Origin of the sequence: Streptomyces racemochromogenes (genome assembly GCF_039535215.1) — a bacterium.
GTDB lineage: Bacteria > Actinomycetota > Actinomycetes > Streptomycetales > Streptomycetaceae > Streptomyces > Streptomyces racemochromogenes.
The window spans coordinates 4,134,120-4,155,097 of record NZ_BAAAWT010000001.1; the positions used below are offsets into that span (position 1 = coordinate 4,134,120).

Sequence of the window (20,978 nt, forward strand, 5' to 3'; positions counted from 1 at the left end):
CCGCGCCCTGTCGGCGCACCGGGCGCGGCCGCGACCGTAGGGGCATGACAGTCAGCGCACGCGCCATGGCCGCCGCCACGCCCGCCTCCCGCGACCGGTACGTGGACCTGCTCCGGGTCGCCTCGCTCGCCACCGTCGTGTGCGGGCACTGGCTGATGGCCGCCGTCAGCACCGACGGCATAGGGAACCTGCTCGCGCTGGTGCCCCCGCTCCAGGTGCTCACCTGGGGGCTCCAGGTCATGCCGGTGTTCTTCTTCGTCGGCGGGTTCTCGCACGCCCTGTCGTACCGGTCGCTGGAACGCCGCGGCGAGGGCCGGCCCGTCTACGCGGCCTTCCTGCGCGCCCGCCTCCAGCGGCTGCTGCGGCCCACCCTGGTCTTCGTCCTGGTCTGGGCGGCGCTCGCCCTGCTCGTGCAGCTCGCCGGGGCGGACGGCGGCCGGCTGGCCGGTGCCGCGCTGCGGATGGTGACGCAGCCGCTGTGGTTCATCGGGATCTACCTGGCGATGGTGGCCCTCACCCCGCCGCTGCTGCGGCTGCACGCCCGCTGGGGCTGGGGCGCCTTCGCGGCCCTGACCGGCGCCGCCGCCCTGGTCGACGTACTGCGCTTCGCGCTCGGCGTGCCCTACGCGGAGTTCCTGAACTTCGCGTTCGTCTGGCTCGCCGTGCACCAGCTCGGCTTCCTGCGCGCCGACGGCCGCATCACCCGTCCCGCGCTCCTCGGCGCCGCCGGGCTCGCCGGGGCCGTGCTGCTGGTGGCGGCCGGTCCGTACCCGCTGTCCATGGTCGGGATGCCGGGGGAGAAGGTCTCCAACATGGCCCCGCCCACCCTCGCCCTGCTCTGCCACGGCATGTGGCTGGTCGGCGCCGTCCAGCTGCTCGCGCGGCCCGTGACGGCCTGGCTGGCCCGGCCGCGCGTGTGGCGCGGGGTCGTCACCGCCAACGGGGTCGCCATGACCGCGTTCCTGTGGCACCTCACCGCCATGCTCGGCGTGTACGCCGCCCAGCTCGCCGCCGGCCTGGCGCTGCCCGAGCCGGCCACCGCCGCCTGGTGGGCGCAGGTGCCGCCGCGGATCCTGCTCGCCGCCGCCCTCACCGCCGCGCTCGTGGCCTGCTTCCGCCGCTTCGAGGCGCCCCGCCCCGTGACCGCCGCCCCGCCCGCCGCCCCGCCCGCCGCCCCGCCCGCCGCCCGGGCCCGGACCGCGGAGGGCGCCCGCGGCAGCGGGGCCGCCGCCGCCCTCGGCACCACCCTGTGCCTGCTGGGGATCCTCGGCCTGTCCATGACCGGCCTCGGCGGCCTGCTGGAGGGTCACACCGCCGTCCTGATCGCCTTCCCGGTGACCGCGCCCGCCGCCATCGGCATGGCAGTGGGGGGGCGCCTGGCTGGTGGAACGTTCCGCGTCGGCCCGGAGGGTTAGGCTGAGGGGCTGATCCACACCCTTTCCCTGGAGCGCGTCTGATGGCCGTCAATCTGGTCAATGTCGAGGCAGTCAGCAAGGTGTACGGCACCCGTACCCTGCTCGACGGCATCTCCCTCGGCGTGTCCGAGGGAGACCGGATCGGCGTCGTCGGCCGCAACGGCGACGGCAAGACCACCCTGATCCGGCTGCTCGCCAAGCTGGAGGAGCCCGACTCCGGCCGTGTCACGCAGAGCGGCGGCCTGCGGATGGGGGTGCTCACCCAGCACGACTCCCTCGACCCGGCCGCCACCATCCGGCACGAGATCATCGGCGACATGGCCGACCACGAATGGGCCGGCAACGCCAAGATCCGCGACGTCCTCACCGGTCTCTTCGGCGGCCTGGACCTGCCCGGTTTCGGCCAGGGCCTGGACACCGTCATCGGCCCGCTGTCCGGCGGCGAGCGCCGCCGCATCGCGCTCGCCAAGCTGCTCATGGCCGACCAGGACCTCCTCGTCCTCGACGAGCCCACCAACCACCTCGACGTCGAGGGCATCTCCTGGCTGGCCGGCCACCTCCAGGCCCGCCGCTCCGCCCTCGTCTGCGTCACCCACGACCGCTGGTTCCTCGACCAGGTCTGCACCCGCATGTGGGACGTGCAGCGCGGTGACGTCTTCGAGTACGAGGGCGGCTACAGCGACTACGTCTTCGCCCGCGCCGAGCGCGAGCGGATCGCCGCCACCGAAGAGGCCAAGCGGCAGAACCTGATGCGCAAGGAGCTGGCCTGGCTGCGCCGCGGCGCCCCCGCCCGCACCTCCAAGCCCCGCTACCGCATCGAGGCGGCCAACGAGCTGATCGCCGACGTGCCCGAGCCGCGCGACAAGTCCGAGCTGATGCGCTTCGCCAACGCCCGCCTCGGCAAGACCGTCTTCGACCTGGAGAACGTCACCGTCCAGGCCGGCCCCAAGACCCTGCTCAAGCACCTCACCTGGCACCTGGGCCCCGGCGACCGCGTCGGCCTCGTCGGCGTCAACGGCGCCGGCAAGACCTCCCTGCTGCGGGCCCTCGCCGAGGCCGCCCGCACCCAGGGCGAGGCCCAGCCCGCCGAGGGCTCCGTCACCGTCGGCAAGACCGTACGCCTGGCCTACCTCTCCCAGGAGGTCGGCGAACTCGACCCCTCGCTGCGCGTCCTGGAGGCCGTCCAGCGCGTCCGGGACCGCGTCGACCTCGGCAAGGGCCGCGAGATGACGGCCGGCCAGCTGTGCGAGCAGTTCGGGTTCACCAAGGAGAAGCAGTGGACGCCGGTCGGCGACCTCTCCGGCGGCGAGCGGCGCCGGCTGCAGATCCTGCGCCTGCTGATGGACGAGCCCAACGTCCTCTTCCTCGACGAGCCCACCAACGACCTCGACATCGAGACCCTCACCCAGCTGGAGGACCTCCTCGACGGCTGGCCCGGCTCGATGATCGTGATCTCCCACGACCGGTTCTTCATCGAGCGCACCACCGACACGGTGATGGCCCTCCTCGGCGACGCGAGCCTGCGGATGCTGCCGCGCGGCCTGGACGAGTACCTGGAGCGCCGCCGGCGGATGATCGAGGCCGCCGCCCCGGCGCCGGCCCCGGCCGCCGCCGCCAAGTCGACGTCCTCCGGGGACTCGCGGGCCGCGAAGAAGGAGCTCCAGAAGATCGAGCGCCAGCTCAACAAGATGTCGGACCGCGAGACGAACCTGCACGCCCAGATCGCCGAGCACTCCACCGACTACGACAAGGTCGCCAAGCTCGACGCGGAGCTGCGGGAACTGATCGCCGAGCGCGACGACTTGGAGATGCGCTGGCTGGAACTGGCCGAAGAGGCCTGAGGCCAGGGGGCCCGAAAGGGCCCCGGAACACGCCGGCCGGGCGCATAACGGCCGTGTCACGGGCCGGTCCTCCCTTGGGAACAGGGGTGCGACCGGCCCGGTGCGTACCGGCCACGAGTGATAGAAAGAGTCGGTTCTTTTCGATCTCCCGGACCGCCCGCACCGCCCGACCCCGAAGGTATGCGCTGATGACCGAGCCGCCCCAGCCGCCGAACCAGCCGCCGTCCCCTTCCGGTTACGGGCACCTGCCCGGCCCTCCGCCGCAGGGCTACGGGTACCCGCCGCAGGGACCCAACCCGTACGCGCAGCAGCCGCCGACGGTGCCGCAGCACGCCGTCCCGCAGGGCGGGTACGCCTACCCGCCGTCCGGGCCCGGCACGCTCCCCGGCGCCCCGGCCCCCGGCGGACCGGGCGGCCGGCGCAAGGGGGCGGTCGTCGTCGCGGCGGCCGTCGCGGGCGTCCTCGTACTCGGCACCGGCGCCTGGTTCGCCTTCCTGAGCGGCGACGGGGATCCCAAGAAGCCCGCCGCGCAGGCCTCGGGGCCCGCCGACCCCAAGCCGGCCGGCTCCCCGTCCGTGGACAAGGGCGACGGCAGCGGCAACGGCATGGGCGAGCAGACCAACCTCAACGCGGGCCGCAAGCCCGGCGAGGACAAGGCGCTGTGGCTCAAGACGGCCAAGCTCCTGGCCGGCGGCGACACGGGCATCCCCGCCCCGGCGATGTGGGTGGTCGGCGACAGCGTCGTCAAGACCGTCGGCAAGTCCGTCGTCGCCTACGCCGTCACCGACGGCAAGGAGAAGTGGAAGGTCGACTTCCAGACGGAGATCTGCGGCTGGGCCGACCAGACCACCGCCGACGGCAAGACCGTCCTCGCCGTCAAGGACGGCGAGGGCTCCAACGCCACCTGCAACCAGATGAAGCTCTTCGACCTGAAGGCCGGCAAGGAGGGATGGACCAAGGAGCTCGCCAAGGAGAACCTCTTCGACGGCGGCGCCTCCGTCTCCATCAACCTCACCGGCGACGTCTTCGTCGTCAACCGGATGGCCAACACCACCGTCCACAAGCTCTCCACCGGCGACAAGCTCTTCTCCGGCAACACCCCCGAGGGCTGCCAGCCGAGCCACTACGCCGCCGGCAACGGCAAGCTGCTCGCCGTCGCCCTGTGCATGGACGACGACAAGACCATCGAGATCCAGGACGCCGACCCGGTCACCGGCAAGAAGACCTGGTCCTACCGGCTCCCCAAGGGCTTCCGCGTCACCAGCGTCCTGTCCGTCTCCCCGATCGTCCTCGACATCAGCAACAAGGACCTCGAGAACGCGGACACCAGCAAGCGGGCCATCATCTCCCTGACGCCCGACGGCAAGAAGCGCGCCAGCATGTCCGCCGAAGGCTCCTTCGAGACCAACTGCAACGCAAGCACCGCCGACAGCCTCCAGGGCTGCGGCAACTCCGTCGTCGACGGCGACACCCTCTACCTGCGCACCACCACCGGCAAGGGCACCGACAACGAGGTCGTCGCCTTCGACCTCGCCACCGGCAAGGCCAAGTGGCGCCAGAAGGCGGGCGACAAGCGCAACTGGTACCCGGTCAAGGCGGCCAACGGCCAGCTCATCGCCTACCACGCCGGCGCCCTGCGCGAACCCGGCGAGATCGTCTCCCTGCCGGCCGCGGGCGGCCAGCCCAAGACGCTGCTGCGCATGCCCTCCGGCCCCTCCGCGAACATCGAGAGCGGGATGGTCACCTTCCAGGTCCGGGCCTTCGAGGACGGCCGGTACTTCACCTCCGCCACCAGGCTGAACGGCAACAACACGGAGGAGCGTCTCCTGATGGTCTTCGGCAAGTGAACGAGTCCACCGAGCGTCCCACCGAGCGCCCCACCGAGAGGCAGTAGCACGCGATGAGTACCCCGCCGCCCCCCAGCCAGCCGCCCTCCGGCGGTTTCGGCGGCCCGCCGCCGGCCGGCCCCCCGCAGCCCCCCGCCCAGCCGCCCACCGTGCCGTCCCCCCAGGCCGGCTACGGCTCCCCGCAGCCCCAGACGCAGCCCGGCTACGGCTACCCGCAGCAGCCCAGCACCCTCCAGGCCCCGGCGCAGCCCGCCGCCCCCGCCGGTGGCGGCGGCAACGACAAGCGCAACCAGCTGGCGATCGTGGGCGCGGCCGTCGTGGCCATGGCGCTCATCATCGGCGGCGGCTTCTGGTACGTCTCCGGCGACGAGGGCGGCTCAGGGAAGCCGGCCGCCAGCGGCGCCAGCGGCTCCCCCGACGGCGACAAGGCCCCCGCCGGCACCCCCGGCAGCGAGAAGGTCCCGTCCAACCCCAAGTCGAAGACGCTGGTCAACGTGCCCAGCCCGGCCCCGGCCGACGTGGTCTCCGTCGACGGCTCCTGGCTGACCGACACCACCTACGCCAAGTCCGACCTGGCCAAGGTCGTCGGCTACAACCTCGTCGACGGCGGCAAGAAGTGGGAGCTCCCGCTCCCCGCCAACGTCTGCGGCGCCACCAAGCACATCAGCGACAACAAGACCGCCATCCTCTTCGAGGAGGGCATGGCGACCAACGAGAAGAAGTACCCCCAGTGCACGCAGGTCGGCGTCATCGACCTGAACACCGGAAAGCTCCTCTGGTCCGCCAACGCCAAGTCCGCCACCGGCGGCGACAAGCCGGTCGCCTTCAGCGAGGTCACCATCAGCGGCCAGACCGTCGCCGCGGGCGGCCTCTACGGCGGCGCCGCCTGGAACCTCGCCGACGGCAAGTCCCTGTGGACCCCGAAGACCGACGGCGAAGGCTGCTACGACATGGGCTACGCCGGCGGCGAGGCCCTCGCCGTCCTGCGCAAGTGCGGCCGCGGCTCCAGCCCGACGCTGTACGCGCAGGCCCTCGACCCCGCCACCGGCGCGCCGAAGTACCAGTACAAGCTGTCCGCGGGCATCGAGTGGGCCGGCATCATCTCCACCAAGCCGCTCATCGTCGCCGCCAACGTCGGCAACACCGCCAAGAACGCCACCAACGTCAGCGACCTGTTCGTCCTCGACGACGCCGGCCAGCTCAAGACCCGCATCGGCCTCTCCTCCGGCAGCTACGCCCCCAAGTGCCCCGCCACCGAGGTCGAGCAGTGCTCGAAGATGGTCGTCGGCAACGGCAAGGTCTACCTGCCGACGTACGAGCACCAGGGCACGTCCTCCGTCGGCCGCACCAACGAGATCGTCTCCTTCGACCTGGAGACCGGCAAGGCCACCAGTGACCGCGCCGACGCGGGCGAGAAGTACACCATGTACCCGCTGCGCATGGACGGGCCCAACATCATCGCCTACAAGGTCCCCCCGTACGACGGCGGCGGCCAGGTCGTCAGCATCGACGGCAAGACGATGAAGGAGACCGTGCTCATGCAGAACCCGGTCGACAAGGCCAGCCAGCGCCTGGAGACGGCGTTCTCGCTGGACCACTCGGAGTTCCGCTACCACAACGGGCGCCTGTTCATCTCCCGGACCACGGTGCGCAAGCCCTACTCGGAGAAGGCCGACCCCGAGTTCCTCTTCGTCTCCTTCGCGGCGAGCTGACGCCCGCCCGGCCCCGACGCCGAAAGCCCCCGGACGGTCCCCACCGATCGGGGGCTTTCGCGCGGTAACCGGCACGCCCCGTCGAACAAGCGTGTAGCTTGCCGGGTCAGAAGGATCTGGGGTGGGAGCCTTGATGGGCGTACGGGTCATGGTGGTCGACGAGCACCGTCTGCTGGCCGAGGCGCTCGCCTCGGCCCTGAAGCTGCGCGGGCACCGCGTGCTCGCGGCGGCCGCGCCGGCGGCCGGAGCCGCCGAACTGGTCATCGGCCGCGCCCCGGAGGTGTGCCTGTTCGGCACCGCCGCCCCGGCGGAGCCCGGCGTCTTCGAACCGGTGGTGCGGATCAAGCGGGAACGCCCGCAGATCGCCGTGGTGGTGCTGGGCCCCGTACCGAGCCCGCGCGGGATAGCCGCGGCCTTCGCGGCGGGCGCCTCGGGGTACGTACGCCAGGACGAGCGCATCGAGGGCGTCGAACGGGCCCTGGCCAAGGCCCGGGCGGGAGAGGTCGCCATCGCCCCGCAGCTGCTCCAGGGGGCCTTCGCGGAGCTGCTGAACCCCTCGGCGCAGCCCGACGACGAGGGCAGCCGGCTGCTGCGGCTGCTGACGCCGCGGGAGGTCGAGGTGCTTGTCCGGGTCGCGGAGGGCGAGGACACCCGGATGATCGCGGCCGGCATGGCCATCGCGCCGAGCACGGCCCGTACGCATGTGCAGCGGGTACTGATGAAGCTCGGCGTGGGGTCGCGGCTGGAGGCCGCCGCGCTGGCCGCGCGCACCGGGCTGCTGGACCGGGCTGCCCCGCCCGTGCGGGAGCGGCCGCAGGACTTCGCGGGCGGGCCGCCCGGGGCCTGACGCGCACACCGGTCCCGGCCCGCGTCCAGGCCCGCGTCCCGGCCGCCGGACGGCGGCGGCGGTACCCGTCCGCGCGGGCGGGTACCGTGCCGGAGGGCCGCGATTTCCTCGGAAGCGCGGAATCCGGTAAGCCAGTCACCAGAGCACGCGCATCGGCGTGCCTGCGCGACGGACGCGATACAGAGGAGTGCGAGTGAGCAAGTACCTGGTGACCGGCGGTGCCGGATACGTGGGCAGCGTCGTGGCCGCCCATCTGCTGGAGGCCGGGCACGAGGTGACCATCCTCGACAACCTCTCCACCGGCTTCGCCGAGGGCGTCCCCGCCGGCGCCACGCTGATCGACGGCCGGATCCAGGACGCCGCCGACCACCTGGACCCGTCCTACGACGCCGTGCTGCACTTCGCCGCCTCCTCGCAGGTCGGCGAGTCCGTCGTGAACCCCGGCAAGTACTGGGACAACAACGTCGGCGGCACCCTCGCCCTGCTGACCGCGATGCGGGAGGCCGGCGTGCGCCGGCTCGTCTTCTCCTCCACCGCCGCGACCTACGGCGAGCCGGCCGAAGGCGCGCTGACGGAGACCTCGGTGACCGCGCCGACCAACCCGTACGGCGCCTCGAAGCTGGCCGTCGACCACATGATCGCGGGGGAGTGCGCCGCCCACGGCCTGGCCGCCGTCTCGCTGCGCTACTTCAACGTGGCCGGCGCCTACCGCGAGTTCGGCGAGCGCCACGACCCCGAGACGCACCTGATCCCGCTGGTGCTCCAGGTCGCGCTCGGCCAGCGCGAGTCCATCTCGGTGTTCGGCGACGACTACCCGACCCCCGACGGCACCTGCGTCCGCGACTACATCCACGTCGCCGACCTCGCCGAGGCCCACCTTTCCGCGCTGCGCGTCGCCGCCGAGGGCGAGCACCTGGTGTGCAACCTCGGCAACGGCAGCGGCTTCTCGGTCCGCGAGGTCATCGAGACGGTCCGCAAGGTCACCGGCCGGGAGATCCCCGAGGTCGTCGCCCCGCGCCGCGCCGGGGACCCGGCGGTCCTCGTCGCCTCGGCCCGCAGGGCGCACGAGCGCCTCGGCTGGACCCCGACCCGCTCGGACCTCACCAACATCGTGACGGACGCCTGGAACTTCGCCCGCGAGCGCCGCTCCTGACCCCCGGTCCCCTGCCGGACCCGCCGCGCGCCCCCCGCACCGACCGGTGCGGGGGGCGCGCGCGTGAGGGCCGGGCGCGGCGGGCAGGCGCCGCGCGCGGGCGCCCGGCGTGCGTACGCCGGGTGAAATGCCCCCCGTGCAACTGCCTGCGGCACGCGCCGGTCGGAATTCCGCCGCCGGTGCCGCCCGGGGGGTTGAAAACAAGCCATCACCAAGGCCGTTGCGGACCGTCCCACCGGAAAACCGCTCGAAAAACTTCTGCTATTCGGCCAACCGCGGGACCCCGCCCGCTCTACGCTGAGCGTGACACCGGTGGGGGCCGGTGTTGATTCAGGGGTCGAGACACGCCGGGTACGGCGTCCGGTCCGGGGTAGTGCACAGATGTCGCGGCGGCGGCCGCGGCGGCTGTGGGCCACCTGGCCGGACGTCGTACCCGTAGTCGTCCGTTCCCCGACCCTTGGGGGTTCTGTGGTTCGTATCCGGGTCCTGGTGGTCGACGGCCACCGCATCTTCGCCGAGTCTCTGGCAGCCGCGCTCGCGGCCGAGCCGGACGTGGACGTGTCCGCGGCCGGCAGCGGTCCCGCGGCCTCGCGCTGCCTGGAGCGCGCGGTGGCGGAAGGCCGCCGCTACGACGTGCTGCTCGTCGACGCCGACCTCGGCGCCGGCGCGGCCGCGTCGGGCGCCGTGCCCGGCCAGCGGGAAGCGGGTTCCGGCCCGGCCCCGCCGCCGGCCGACGGGATCGCCCTCGTCGCGGGCGTCCGGGTGGCGCACCCCGGCGTGCGCACCGTGGTCCTGGCCGAGCGCGACGACCCGCGCCGGGCCGCGCTCGCCCTCCAGGCGGGCGCCTCGGGCTGGGTGGCCAAGGACTGCTCGCTCTCCCGGCTGCTGGCCGTCATCCGCGGGGTGCTGCGCGAGGAGACCCACCTGCCGCCCGCGCTGCTCACCGGGGTGCTGCGGGAGCTGACCGCCGCCCGCAAGCACCGCAGCGACAGCGAGCGGCTCGTGGAGTCCCTCACCCCGCGCGAGCACGAGGTGCTGCGCTGCATGGTGGCGGGGCTGGGCCGCAAGGACGTCGCGGCGCGGCTGTTCCTGTCCCCGCACACCGTCCGCACGCACATGCAGAACGTGCTGGGCAAGCTCGGGGTGCACTCCACCCTGGCAGCGGTGGCGCTGGCCCGGCGGGCCGGCGTACGCCCCGCGGAGCTAGCCGGGGATGTTGTCGAACGGAGCGGTCAACTGGCGTAGCAGCCCGGCGAGCTCGCCGCGCTGCGTGGTGGAGAGCTGGGCCAGGATCGCGCGTTCCTGGGCCAGCAGTCCCGCCAGGGACTGGTCGGCGCGGTCGCGCCCCTCGGGCGTCAGCCGGACCAGCACCCCGCGCCGGTCGCTGGGGTCGGGCAGTCGCTCGACGAGGCCCTTCTTGGCCAGCCGGTCGATGCGGTTGGTCATCGTGCCGGAGGTGACGAGCGTCTGCGTCAGCAACTGTCCGGGGGAGAGCTGGTAGGGCGCGCCCGCGCGCCGCAGCGAGGTCAGGACGTCGAACTCCCACGGCTCCAGGCCGTGCTCGGAGAAGGCGAGCCTGCGGGCGCGGTCGAGGTGGCGCGCGAGCCGGCTGACGCGGCTGAGCACTTCGAGCGGTTCCACGTCGAGGTCAGGGCGCTCTCGCCGCCATGCCGCGACCAGTCGGTCGACCTCGTCCTCCATGCCGATCAGTGTAAGGGGTCTGTCGACATGAAGTCTCTTCAAATCGAGAATCTTGACATCGAGATATATTCTGGCCGAGCATGGGGCATGGAGGGGGCCGGAACGGCTTCCGCTTCCGACCGCCCCACCAGTAGGGAGGCTCGAACATGCATTCCGATATCGCGCCGGCCGTGCGCCACCACTCCCTGGACGGCTCCGCACCCGTCTGGGACCCCCAGCAGTACCTCCGCCACGCCGGTCACCGCACCCGCCCGTTCCTCGACCTGCTGAACCGCATACCCGAGCTCCCCACCGGCCCCGCCCGCATCGCCGACCTCGGCTGCGGCCCCGGCAACGTCACCGCGCTCCTCACCGAGCGCTGGCCCGACGCCCGCATCACCGGCTTCGACCTCTCCCCGCAGATGCTCCAGCGCGCCACCGACGAACACGGCGGACCCACCCCCGGCGGCGGCCGGATCGACTTCCGCCACGCCGACATCGCCGACTGGATGCCCGAGGAGACCTACGACCTGATCGTCTCCAACGCGGCCCTGCAGTGGGTGCCCAGCCACCCCGGCTCCTTCGCCGCCTGGATCAACGGCCTGCGCCCCGGCGGCACCTTCGCCTTCCAGATCCCCGGCAACTTCACCGCCCCCAGCCACCGGCTCCTCGCCGAACTCTGCGACACCCCGCGCTGGCGCGACCGCCTCGCCGGACACGGCGCCCGCTACATCCACATCCTCGAACCCGCCGAGTACCTCGCCCGCTTCACCGAACTCGGCTGCGCCGTCGACGTCTGGGAGACCACCTACTCCCAGCTCCTCCAGGGCACCGACCCCGTCCTCGACTGGGTCAAGGGCACCGCCCTGCGGCCCGTCCTCACCGCCCTCGGCGACGACCGCGAGGCCGCCGACCGCTTCCTCGCCGAATACCGCGAGGCGCTGCGCGCCGCCTACCCGCCCGGCCCCCGGGGCACGGTCTTCCCGTTCCGCCGCATCTTCGCCGTCGCCCACAAGGAGGCATGACCGTGCTGACCGCAGTCGACCACGTCCAACTCGCCGCGCCCCCCGGATCGGAGGACAAGCTGCGCGCCTACTACCAAGACGTCCTGGGCATGCGGGAGATCTCCAAACCCCCGGTCCTCGCCGCGCGCGGGGGCTGCTGGTTCACCGCCGGAGGCGTACAGCTGCACCTGGGCGTGGAAGAGGACTTCCGGCCGGCCCGCAAGGCGCACCCCGGGCTGCGGGTGACCGGCATCGAGGCGTACGCGGACAGACTCCGCGAACGCGGAGCCGACGTCGTCTGGGACGACGGCCTGCCGGGCCACCGGCGCTTCTACTCCCACGACCCCGTGGGCAACCGGCTCGAGTTCCTGGAGCCCCACGCCCCCGGCGCCGGCGGCCCCACGGACGGCTGACGGACCGAGGGCCGGCCGGTCGCCCGGCCCGCCCGCCCCCGTACGACGGCGCGACGGCGCCCCGCCACCGGAGAAACACCTCCCGGTGACGGGGCGCCGTCGTGCCCGCGGCCTTCCGCGGACCTCAGCTCTTGCGGTGGCCCACCAGCCGCGGCCGCGCCTCCAGGTTCTCCAGGCCGTGCCAGGCCAGGTTCACCAGGTGCGCCGCCACCTCCGCCTTCTTCGGGCGCCGCGTCTCCAGCCACCACTGGCCCGTCAGTGCCACCATCCCCACCAGTGCCTGCGCGTACAGCGGCGCCAGCTTCGGATCGAAGCCCCGCGCCTTGAACTCCAGCCCCAGGATGTCCTCCACCTGCGTGGCGATGTCGCTGATCAGCGACGCGAACGTGCCCGTCGACTGCGCCACCGGCGAATCCCGCACCAGGATCCGGAAACCGTCCGTGTAGCTCTCGATGTAGTCCAGCAGCGCGAACGCGGCCTGCTCCAGCAGCTCCCGCGGATGCCCGGCCGTCAGCGCGCCCGTCACCCCGTCCAGCAGCTGCCGCATCTCGCGGTCCACGACCACCGCGTACAGGCCCTCCTTGCCGCCGAAGTGCTCGTAGACCACCGGCTTGGACACCCCGGCCTTGGCCGCGATCTCCTCCACCGAAGTGCCCTCGAAGCCCTTCTCCGCGAACAGGGCGCGGCCGATGTCCAGCAGTTGCTGGCGACGTTCGGCGCCCGTCATCCGGACCCGGCGTCCCCGCCTGGGCTTGTCGCTGCTGGTACTGCTGCCGTCGATCGCCACGTCCCCCATCATGCCGCGTTCGGGGTGTTTTCCCTGCGCCGGGCGTCGATCCTCGCCCCGGACGGCCAGCGCACGTCCCAGGCCCACCCCAGCAGCTCGAACCAGCGGATCAGCCGGGCGCTGGAATCCACCTGCCCGCGCAGCACCCCGTGCCGCGCCGACGTCGGGTCCGCGTGGTGCAGGTTGTGCCACGACTCACCGCACGACAGCACCGCCAGCCACCACACGTTGCCCGACCGGTCCCGCGACTTGAACGGCCGCTTGCCCACCGCGTGACAGATCGAGTTGATCGACCACGTCACGTGGTGCAGCAACGCCACGCGCACCAGGGAACCCCAGAAGAACGCCGTGAACGCGCCCCACCAGGACATCGTCACCAGACCCCCCACCAGCGGCGGGATCGCCAGCGACAGCACCGTCCAGAACACGAAGTCACGGCTGATCCGCCGGATCGCCGGGTCCTTGACCAGGTCCGGGGCGTACTTCTGCTGGTCGGTCTGCTCCTCGTCGAACAGCCAGCCGATGTGGGCCCACCACAGGCCCTTCATCAGCGCCGGCAGCGTGTCCCCGAACCGCCACGGCGAATGCGGGTCGCCCTCGTGGTCGGAGTACTTGTGGTGCTTGCGGTGATCCGCCACCCACCGCACCAGCGGCCCCTCCACCGCCATCGACCCCATGACCGCCAGCGCGATCCTGAGCGGCCGCTTCGCCTTGAAGGAACCGTGCGTGAAGTAGCGGTGGAAGCCGATGGTGATGCCGTGGCACGCCAGGAAGTACATGAACACCATCAGGCCGAGGTCCAGCCAGGTCACCCCCCAGCCCCAGACCAGCGGCACCGCCGCCAGCAGCGCCAGGAACGGCACGGTGATGAACAGCAGCAGCGCGATCTGCTCCACGGAGCGCTTCTGCTCGCCACCGCGTGTCGCGGAGGGCACGGAAACGGCCGAGGATTCCTCGATCAGTCCGGGACTCATGGTCATGGTGGGGTTCCCCTGGGGGGTGAGAAGCCGGCAGGCGCCGGGCCACGGACCTACGGATCCGTAACCTACGGCAGCGTAAGTATGGCAAAGACGGCCCCCGCGGCAACAGTGACGACGCGGGGGCGCCGCGAGGACGACGCGACGGCGATGCGAGGACGACGCCACCCGCGCGAACCGAGTCCAAAGGGCGGGCGCTCTGCCGGGGCACAGGGGCGATCCACCTATCCTGGTGTCGTCGGACAGCGCGGTCCGCACGGGCAGCCCGGGCTGCGCAGCACGACCGGCCACCGGCACGGCCGCACACCCCCCGGGAGCCCACAGCCCAGTAGCGCTCGAACACTGCAAGGAGCCGCACCTGTGAGCAGTGCTGACCAGGCCGCCCAGGCCCCCGTCACCCAGCCCGCCGACCCCTCCGCCCCCACGCGGACGGCGCAGACGGCGAACGCGGAGCTGCGCGCGGACATCCGCCGCCTCGGCGACCTCCTCGGCGAGACCCTCGTCCGCCAGGAAGGCCAGGAACTCCTCGACCTCGTCGAACGGGTCCGCGCCCTGACCCGCACCGACGGCGAAGCCGCCGCGGCCCTCCTCGGCGACATCGACCTGGAGACCGCCGCCAAGCTGGTGCGCGCCTTCTCCACCTACTTCCACCTCGCCAACGTCACCGAGCAGGTGCACCGCGGCAAGGAGCTGCGCGCCCACCGGGCTGCCGAGGGCGGGCTCCTCGCCCGGACCGCCGACATGCTCAAGGACGCCGACCCCGAGCACCTGCGCGAGACGGTCAAGAACCTCAACGTCCGCCCCGTCTTCACCGCCCACCCCACCGAGGCGGCCCGCCGCAGCGTCCTGAACAAGCTGCGCCGCATCGCGGCCCTCCTCGAGGAGCCCGTCTCCGGCGCCGGCGACCGCCGCCGCCACGACCTGCGCCTCGCCGAGAACATCGACCTCGTCTGGCAGACCGACGAACTGCGCGTCGTACGCCCCGAGCCCGCCGACGAGGCCCGCAACGCCATCTACTACCTCGACGAACTCCACGCCGGTGCCGTCGGCGACGTCCTGGAGGACCTGGCCGCCGAACTCCAGCGCGTCGGCGTCGAGCTGCCCGCCGGCACCCGCCCCCTCACCTTCGGCACCTGGATCGGCGGCGACCGCGACGGCAACCCCAACGTCACCCCGCAGGTCACCCGTGACGTCCTGATCCTCCAGCACGAGCACGGCATCACCGACGCCCTCGAACTCGTCGACTTCCTGCGCGGCCTGCTCTCCAACTCCATCCGCATCGCCGGCGCCACCGAGGAACTCCTCGCCTCCCTCCAGGCCGACCTGGAACGCCTCCCCGAGATCAGCCCGCGCTACAAGCGGCTGAACGCCGAGGAGCCCTACCGCCTGAAGGCGACCTGCGTCCGGCAGAAGCTCCTCAACACCCGCGAGCGCCTCGCCAAGGGCACCCCCCACGAGGAGGGCCGCGACTACCTCGGCACCGCCGAGCTCCTCGCCGACCTCACCCTCATCCAGACCTCCCTGCGCGAACACCGCGGCGCCCTGTTCGCCGACGGCCGCATGGACCGCACCATCCGCACCCTGGCCGCGTTCGGCCTCCAGCTCGCCACCATGGACGTACGCGAGCACGCCGACGCCCACCACCACGCCCTCGGCCAGCTCTTCGACCGGCTCGGCGAGGAGTCTTGGCGCTACGCCGACATGCCGCGCGACTACCGGCAGAAGCTCCTCGCCAAGGAACTCCGCTCCCGCCGCCCCCTCGCGCCCACCCCGGCCCCCCTCGACGCGGCCGGGCAGAAGACCCTGGGCGTCTTCTTCGCCGTCAAGGACGCCTTCGAGAAGTTCGGCCCCGAGGTCATCGAGTCCTACATCATCTCGATGTGCCAGGGCGCCGACGACGTCTTCGCCGCCGCCGTCCTCGCCCGCGAGGCCGGCCTCCTCGACCTCCACGCCGGCTGGGCCAAGATCGGCATCGTCCCGCTCCTGGAGACCACCGACGAGCTGCGCGCCGCGGACGTCATCCTCGACGAGATGCTCGCCGACCCCTCCTACCGCCGCCTGGTGTCCCTGCGCGGCGACGTCCAGGAGGTCATGCTCGGCTACTCCGACTCCAGCAAGTTCGGCGGCATCACCACCAGCCAGTGGGAGATCCACCGCGCCCAGCGGCGCCTGCGCGACGTGGCCCACCGCCACGGCGTCCGCCTGCGCCTCTTCCACGGCCGCGGCGGCACCGTCGGGCGCGGCGGCGGCCCCTCGCACGACGCGATCCTCGCCCAGCCCTGGGGCACGCTCGAGGGCGAGATCAAGGTCACCGAGCAGGGCGAGGTCATCTCCGACAAGTACCTCGTCCCCTCCCTGGCCCGCGAGAACCTGGAGCTGACCGTCGCGGCCACCCTCCAGGCCTCCGCCCTGCACACGGCCCCCCGCCAGTCCGACGACGCCCTCACCCGCTGGGACGCGGCCATGGAGATCGTCTCGGACGCCGCCCACGGCGCCTACCGCGAACTCGTCGAGGACCCCGACCTCCCCGCCTACTTCTTCGCGGCCACCCCCGTCGACCAGCTGGCCGACCTCCACCTCGGCTCCCGGCCCTCCCGCCGCCCCGACTCCGGCGCCGGCCTCGACGGCCTGCGCGCCATCCCGTGGGTGTTCGGCTGGACCCAGTCCCGCCAGATCGTCCCCGGCTGGTACGGCGTCGGCTCCGGTCTCAAGGCCCTGCGCGAGGCCGGCCAGGACACCGTCCTCGCGGAGATGGGCGAGCGCTGGCACTTCTTCCGCAACTTCCTGTCCAACGTCGAGATGACGCTGGCCAAGACCGACCTGCGGATCGCCCGCCACTACGTCGACACCCTCGTCCCGGACGAGCTGAAGCACGTCTTCGACCGCATCCGGGCCGAACACGAACTCACCGTCCGCGAGGTCCTGCGCATCACCGGCGGGGAGCAGCTCCTCGACTCCCAGCCCGCCCTCCAGCAGACCTTCGCCGTCCGCGACGCCTACCTGGACCCGATCTCCTACCTCCAGGTCTCCCTCCTGGCCCGCCAGCGCCAGGCCGCCGCCCGCGGCGAGGAACCCGACCCGCTGCTGGCCCGGGCCCTGCTGCTCACCGTCAACGGTGTCGCCGCCGGCCTGCGCAACACCGGCTGACGCGGGCCCGTACGAGGGCCCGTACGCGGGCCCGTGAACGAAGGAAGCCCCCGCCGGTCCGGCGGGGGCTTCCCCGTGTCCCCTGTCGTTCCCGCGCCGGGGTCAGGAGTTGTACGCCGACTGGGCGCGCTCCAGGCCCTCCTGGACCAGGCACTCCACCGCGTCCGCCGACCGGTCCACGAACCAGTCCAGCTCCTTGCGCTCCGTGGAGGAGAAGTCCTTCAGCACGAAGTCCGCGACCTGCATCCGGCCCGGCGGACGGCCGATGCCGCACCGCACCCGGTGGTAGTCCGCGCCCATCGACTTCGTCATCGACTTCAGCCCGTTGTGGCCGTTGTCGCCGCCGCCCAGCTTCAGCCGCAGCGTCGCGTAGTCGATGTCCAGCTCGTCGTGGACGGCCACGATCCGCTCCAGCGGAACCTTGTAGAAGTCCCGCAGCGCCGTCACCGGGCCGCCCGACAGGTTCATGAACGACATCGGCTTCGCGAGGACCACCCGGCGGTTCAGCGGTCCCGGCGGGCCCATCCGGCCCTCGACCACCTGCGCGCGCGCCTTGTGCGCCTTGAACTTCCCGCCGATCCGCTCCGCCAGCAGGTCCGCCACCATGAAACCGATGTTGTGGCGGTTGCCGGCGTACTCCGCCCCCGGGTTACCGAGACCGACGATCAGCCACGGCGCCGCGTCGTCCGACATCAAAAGCTCCTTAAACCCGTGAACAAGCCGGTGAACGAGAACGACCGCCGTCCCGCTCCAGTGGAGCCGGACGGCGGTCGGTCAGCAACTGCTGAGGTGGGGCGAGGCTCAGGCCTCGTCGCCCTCGGCGGCCGCGGCCGGCTCCTCGGCCTGCGGGGCGACGACCTGCAGGACGGCGGTCTCACCGTCGACGGCCAGCGTGGTGCCGGCCGGCAGGACCAGGTCCTTGGCGTGGATGGAGGCACCGGCCTCCAGGCCCTCGATGGAGACCTTGACCTCGGTCGGGATGTGCGTGGCCTCGGCCTCGACGGCGACGGTCGCCAGCAGGGTCTCCAGCAGGTTGCCGCCGGCGGCCAGGTCGCCCTCGGTCACGACCGGAACCTCGACCGTGACCTTCTCGCCCTTCTGGACGATCAGGAAGTCGACGTGCTGGATGTTGCGCTTCAGCGGGTGGCGCTGGACGGCCTTGGGGATGACGAGCTCGGTGCCGTCACCCTCGATGTCCAGGGAGAGCAGCGCGTTCGGGGTCTTCAGCGCCATCATCAGGGCGTGCGCCTCGACGCCGACGTGCTTCGGGGTGGTGCCGTGGCCGTAGATGACACCCGGGGTCAGGGCGTCACGACGGGACTGGCGGGCGGAGCCCTTGCCGAAGGTGTCGCGGAGCTTCGCGGAAAGCTTGATCTCGGACATGTTCACTCCTCGTGGGGTGACGAAAGACGGACAGAGGTCACCCGGCCGGAACGGCCTGCTACGAAGAGCGCGTCGATAACGGAGCATCCGTACCGGAAAACAGGTACGGCCTCCCTCGCCGAGCAACTCGTCGAGTGTACCCGGCGGGGAGGCCGCGCCCAAAAGGATCTAGCCGTGCGGCAGTGAGCCCTACTGCTGTTCCTCGAACAGGCTCGTCACCGAACCGTCCTCGAAGACCTCGCGGACCGCGCGGGCGATCATCGGGGCGATCGACAGGACCGTGATCTTGTCGAGCTCCAGGTCCGACGGGTCGGGCAGGGTGTTGGTGAAGATGAACTCGCTGACCTTCGAGTTCTTCAGGCGGTCGGCCGCCGGACCCGACAGGATGCCGTGCGTGGCCGTCACGATGACGTCCTCCGCGCCGTGCGCGAACAGCGCCTCGGCGGCGGCGCAGATCGTGCCACCCGTGTCGATCATGTCGTCGACCAGGACGCAGACGCGGCCCTTGACCTCACCCACGACCTCGTGGACGGTCACCTGGTTGGCGACGTCCTTGTCGCGGCGCTTGTGCACGATCGCCAGCGGCGCGTCCAGGCGGTCGCACCAGCGGTCGGCCACGCGGACGCGGCCGGCGTCCGGGGAGACGACCGTCAGCTTGGTGCGGTCCACCTTCGCGCCCACGTAGTCCGCGAGGACGTTCAGGGCCGACAGGTGGTCCACCGGACCGTCGAAGAAGCCCTGGATCTGGTCGGTGTGCAGGTCGACCGTCAGGATGCGGTCGGCACCCGAGGTCTTCAGCAGGTCCGCGACCAGGCGGGCCGAGATCGGCTCGCGGCCCTTGTGCTTCTTGTCCTGGCGGGCGTAGCCGTAGGACGGGATGATCACGGTGATGGAGCGGGCCGACGCGCGCTTCAGCGCGTCGATCATGATCAGCTGCTCCATGATCCACTTGTTGATCGGAGCCGTGTGGCTCTGGATCAGGAAGCAGTCCGCGCCGCGAGCCGACTCCTGGAAGCGGACGTAGATCTCGCCGTTCGCGAAGTCGAAAGCCTTGGTCGGCACGAGGCCGACACCGAGCTGGTGCGCGACCTCCTCGGCCAGCTCGGGGTGGGCGCGGCCGGAGAAGAGCATCAGCTTCTTCTCGCCGGTCGTCTTGATCCCGGTCACAGCACTGTCTCCTCAGACGTGTGAAAGCTGCTCGCCCCCGTGTGCGTCCGTCCCGCACACGGTGAGCCAGCCGAATTGCGTGCACCTATCACGGTACGCCGTCCTGGGCGTACCTGTTTCCGGTCAGTTCACCTCAATGGCTGCCGGAGTCCTTCTCCGCCGACGACTGCGCGGCCGTCGCGGCCGCACTGCCGGGACGCTTGCGGGCCACCCAACCCTCGATATTCCGCTGCTGGCCACGGGCCACGGCCAGCGCGCCGGGCGGCACGTCCTTCGTGATCACCGAGCCGGCGGCCGTGTAGGCGCCGTCCCCGATGGTGACGGGAGCCACAAACATGTTGTCCGAACCCGTCTTGCAGTGTGAGCCGACCGTGGTGTGGTGCTTGTGCTCGCCGTCGTAGTTGACGAACACGCTCGCCGCACCGATGTTCGTGAACTCACCGATCGTCGCGTCACCCACGTACGACAGGTGCGGCACCTTCGTGCCCTCGCCGATCGTCGCGTTCTTCATCTCGACGTACGTGCCGGCCTTCGACTTCACGCCCAGGTTCGTCCCCGGGCGCAGGTACGCGAACGGACCCACCGAAGCCAGGTCCCCGATCACCGCCGAGTCCGCGACCGCGTTGTCCACGCGGGCGCCGGCGCCCACGCGGGTGTCCTTCAGGCGGGTGTTGGGGCCGACCTCGGCGCCCTCGCCGATGTGCGTCGCACCGAGCAGCTGCGTACCGGGGTGGATCACCGCGTCCTGCCCGAAGGTGACCGTCACGTCCACGAACACGCTCGCCGGGTCCACCACCGTCACGCCGGCCAGCATCGCCCGCTCCAGCAGCCGCGCGTTCAGCAGCGCGCGCGCCTCGGCCAGCTGCACCCGGTTGTTGATCCCGAGGATCTGGCGGTGGTCGCTGCCGACCGCCGCGCCGACGCGGTGGCCCGCCTCGCGCAGGATCCCGAGCACGTCGGTGAGGTACTCCTCGCCCTGGCTGTTGTCCGTGCGCACCTTGCCGAGCGCGTCCGCGAGCAGCTCGCCGTCGAAGGCGAAGACCCCGGAGTTGATCTCCCGGATCGCGCGCTGCGCGTCGGTGGCGTCCTTGTGCTCGACGATGGCGGTCACGGCGCCGGTGGCCGGGTCGCGGACGATGCGGCCGTAGCCGGTGGAGTCGGGGACCTCGGCGGTGAGCACGGTGACGGCGTTGCCGTCGGCCTCGTGGGTGGCCGCGAGGGCGCGCAGGGTCTCGCCGGTGAGCAGCGGGGTGTCGCCGCAGACGACGATCACGGTGCCGGCCGGCCGGTCGTCGCCGAGCTCCTCCAGGGCCATGCGGACGGCGTGGCCGGTGCCGTTCTGCTCGTACTGGACGGCGGTGCGGACGCCGGCGTCGACGTCGGCGAGGTGCGCGGCGACCTGCTCGCGGGCGTGGCCCACGACGACCACGAGATGGGTCGGGTCCAGCTCGCGGGAGGCCGCGACCACGTGACCGACGAGCGTGCGCCCGCAGATCTCGTGCAGAACCTTGGGTGTGGCCGACTTCATGCGGGTGCCCTCACCCGCTGCGAGTACGACGACGGCTGCCGGGCGGGTTGCGCTCACGGGTGGGCCCTTCGGCTTCG

17 protein-coding genes are annotated in these 20,978 nt (G+C 72.1%); 10 read left to right on the plus strand and 7 right to left on the minus strand.

Annotated elements, in window-relative coordinates; all coding sequences use genetic code 11:
- The first annotated feature begins 44 nt into the window (after positions 1-44).
- The 7 genes from ABD973_RS19225 to ABD973_RS19255 all read left to right on the plus strand — a co-directional run bounded on the left by ABD973_RS19225 (position 45) and on the right by ABD973_RS19255 (position 10,060).
- Positions 45-1,415, plus strand: a complete 1,371-nt coding sequence (locus ABD973_RS19225) for an acyltransferase family protein (RefSeq protein ID WP_345501121.1) — start codon at positions 45-47, stop codon at positions 1,413-1,415.
- Positions 1,416-1,456: 41 nt separating this feature from the next.
- Positions 1,457-3,256 carry an ABC-F family ATP-binding cassette domain-containing protein gene (locus ABD973_RS19230; protein WP_125821366.1) on the plus strand — a complete coding sequence of 600 codons (1,800 nt, stop codon included), beginning with the start codon at positions 1,457-1,459 and terminating at the stop codon, positions 3,254-3,256.
- 188 nt (positions 3,257-3,444) lie between these two features.
- The gene (locus tag ABD973_RS19235; protein ID WP_345501123.1) at positions 3,445-5,103 is read left to right on the plus strand and encodes an outer membrane protein assembly factor BamB family protein; all 1,659 of its coding nucleotides are present in this window, start codon (positions 3,445-3,447) and stop codon (positions 5,101-5,103) included.
- A 53-nt stretch (positions 5,104-5,156) separates the two neighbouring features.
- The gene (locus ABD973_RS19240) at positions 5,157-6,815 is read left to right on the plus strand and encodes an outer membrane protein assembly factor BamB family protein (RefSeq protein WP_345501125.1); all 1,659 of its coding nucleotides are present in this window, start codon (positions 5,157-5,159) and stop codon (positions 6,813-6,815) included.
- A gap of 133 nt (positions 6,816-6,948) precedes the next feature.
- Complete coding sequence (locus ABD973_RS19245; protein ID WP_345504646.1) at positions 6,949-7,662, plus strand: response regulator transcription factor; 714 nt, start codon at positions 6,949-6,951, stop codon at positions 7,660-7,662.
- A gap of 193 nt (positions 7,663-7,855) precedes the next feature.
- The gene (gene galE, locus ABD973_RS19250) at positions 7,856-8,815 is read left to right on the plus strand and encodes a UDP-glucose 4-epimerase GalE (protein ID WP_125603000.1); all 960 of its coding nucleotides are present in this window, start codon (positions 7,856-7,858) and stop codon (positions 8,813-8,815) included.
- Positions 8,816-9,283: 468 nt separating this feature from the next.
- A complete protein-coding gene (locus tag ABD973_RS19255) occupies positions 9,284-10,060 on the plus strand; it encodes a response regulator transcription factor (RefSeq protein WP_125603001.1) in 777 nt (258 codons plus the stop codon).
- Here ABD973_RS19255 and ABD973_RS19260 read toward each other — a convergent pair.
- A complete protein-coding gene (locus ABD973_RS19260; protein ID WP_125603002.1) occupies positions 10,019-10,516 on the minus strand; it encodes a MarR family winged helix-turn-helix transcriptional regulator in 498 nt (165 codons plus the stop codon). The two genes, ABD973_RS19255 and ABD973_RS19260, sit on opposite strands and share 42 nt — an antisense overlap.
- Positions 10,517-10,662: 146 nt before the next feature.
- Between ABD973_RS19260 and ABD973_RS19265 the strand changes: the two genes are divergently transcribed.
- Both ABD973_RS19265 and ABD973_RS19270 read left to right on the plus strand, forming a co-directional pair.
- Positions 10,663-11,520 (plus strand): trans-aconitate 2-methyltransferase, encoded by an 858-nt coding sequence (locus ABD973_RS19265; protein WP_125821363.1) that lies wholly within the window; start codon positions 10,663-10,665, stop codon positions 11,518-11,520.
- A gap of 2 nt (positions 11,521-11,522) precedes the next feature.
- The gene (locus ABD973_RS19270) at positions 11,523-11,912 is read left to right on the plus strand and encodes a VOC family protein (RefSeq protein ID WP_125816705.1); all 390 of its coding nucleotides are present in this window, start codon (positions 11,523-11,525) and stop codon (positions 11,910-11,912) included.
- 124 nt (positions 11,913-12,036) lie between these two features.
- Here ABD973_RS19270 and ABD973_RS19275 read toward each other — a convergent pair whose 3' ends face one another.
- Complete coding sequence (locus tag ABD973_RS19275) at positions 12,037-12,711, minus strand: TetR/AcrR family transcriptional regulator (RefSeq protein WP_125821362.1); 675 nt, start codon at positions 12,709-12,711, stop codon at positions 12,037-12,039.
- Positions 12,708-13,679, minus strand: a complete 972-nt coding sequence (locus ABD973_RS19280; RefSeq protein ID WP_206436524.1) for an acyl-CoA desaturase — start codon at positions 13,677-13,679, stop codon at positions 12,708-12,710. The genes ABD973_RS19275 and ABD973_RS19280 overlap by 4 nt, the downstream gene beginning before the upstream one ends.
- A 450-nt stretch (positions 13,680-14,129) precedes the next feature.
- Here ABD973_RS19280 and ppc point away from each other — a divergent pair, with 450 nt between their 5' ends.
- Positions 14,130-16,823 (plus strand): phosphoenolpyruvate carboxylase, encoded by a 2,694-nt coding sequence (gene ppc, locus ABD973_RS19285; RefSeq protein ID WP_125824023.1) that lies wholly within the window; start codon positions 14,130-14,132, stop codon positions 16,821-16,823.
- Positions 16,824-16,925: 102 nt separating this feature from the next.
- On the opposite strand, the gene pth is transcribed toward ppc, so the two are convergent.
- From pth to glmU, 4 genes are all read right to left on the minus strand, one after another.
- Positions 16,926-17,516 (minus strand): aminoacyl-tRNA hydrolase, encoded by a 591-nt coding sequence (pth, locus tag ABD973_RS19290; protein WP_125603933.1) that lies wholly within the window; start codon positions 17,514-17,516, stop codon positions 16,926-16,928.
- A 108-nt stretch (positions 17,517-17,624) separates the two neighbouring features.
- The gene (locus tag ABD973_RS19295; protein ID WP_164720900.1) at positions 17,625-18,206 is read right to left on the minus strand and encodes a 50S ribosomal protein L25/general stress protein Ctc; all 582 of its coding nucleotides are present in this window, start codon (positions 18,204-18,206) and stop codon (positions 17,625-17,627) included.
- A gap of 189 nt (positions 18,207-18,395) precedes the next feature.
- The gene (locus ABD973_RS19300; protein ID WP_125603935.1) at positions 18,396-19,373 is read right to left on the minus strand and encodes a ribose-phosphate diphosphokinase; all 978 of its coding nucleotides are present in this window, start codon (positions 19,371-19,373) and stop codon (positions 18,396-18,398) included.
- Positions 19,374-19,506: 133 nt separating this feature from the next.
- Positions 19,507-20,958, minus strand: coding sequence for a bifunctional UDP-N-acetylglucosamine diphosphorylase/glucosamine-1-phosphate N-acetyltransferase GlmU (gene glmU, locus ABD973_RS19305; protein ID WP_125821360.1), 1,452 nt, complete (start codon positions 20,956-20,958; stop codon positions 19,507-19,509).
- Positions 20,959-20,978: the final 20 nt, after the last annotated feature.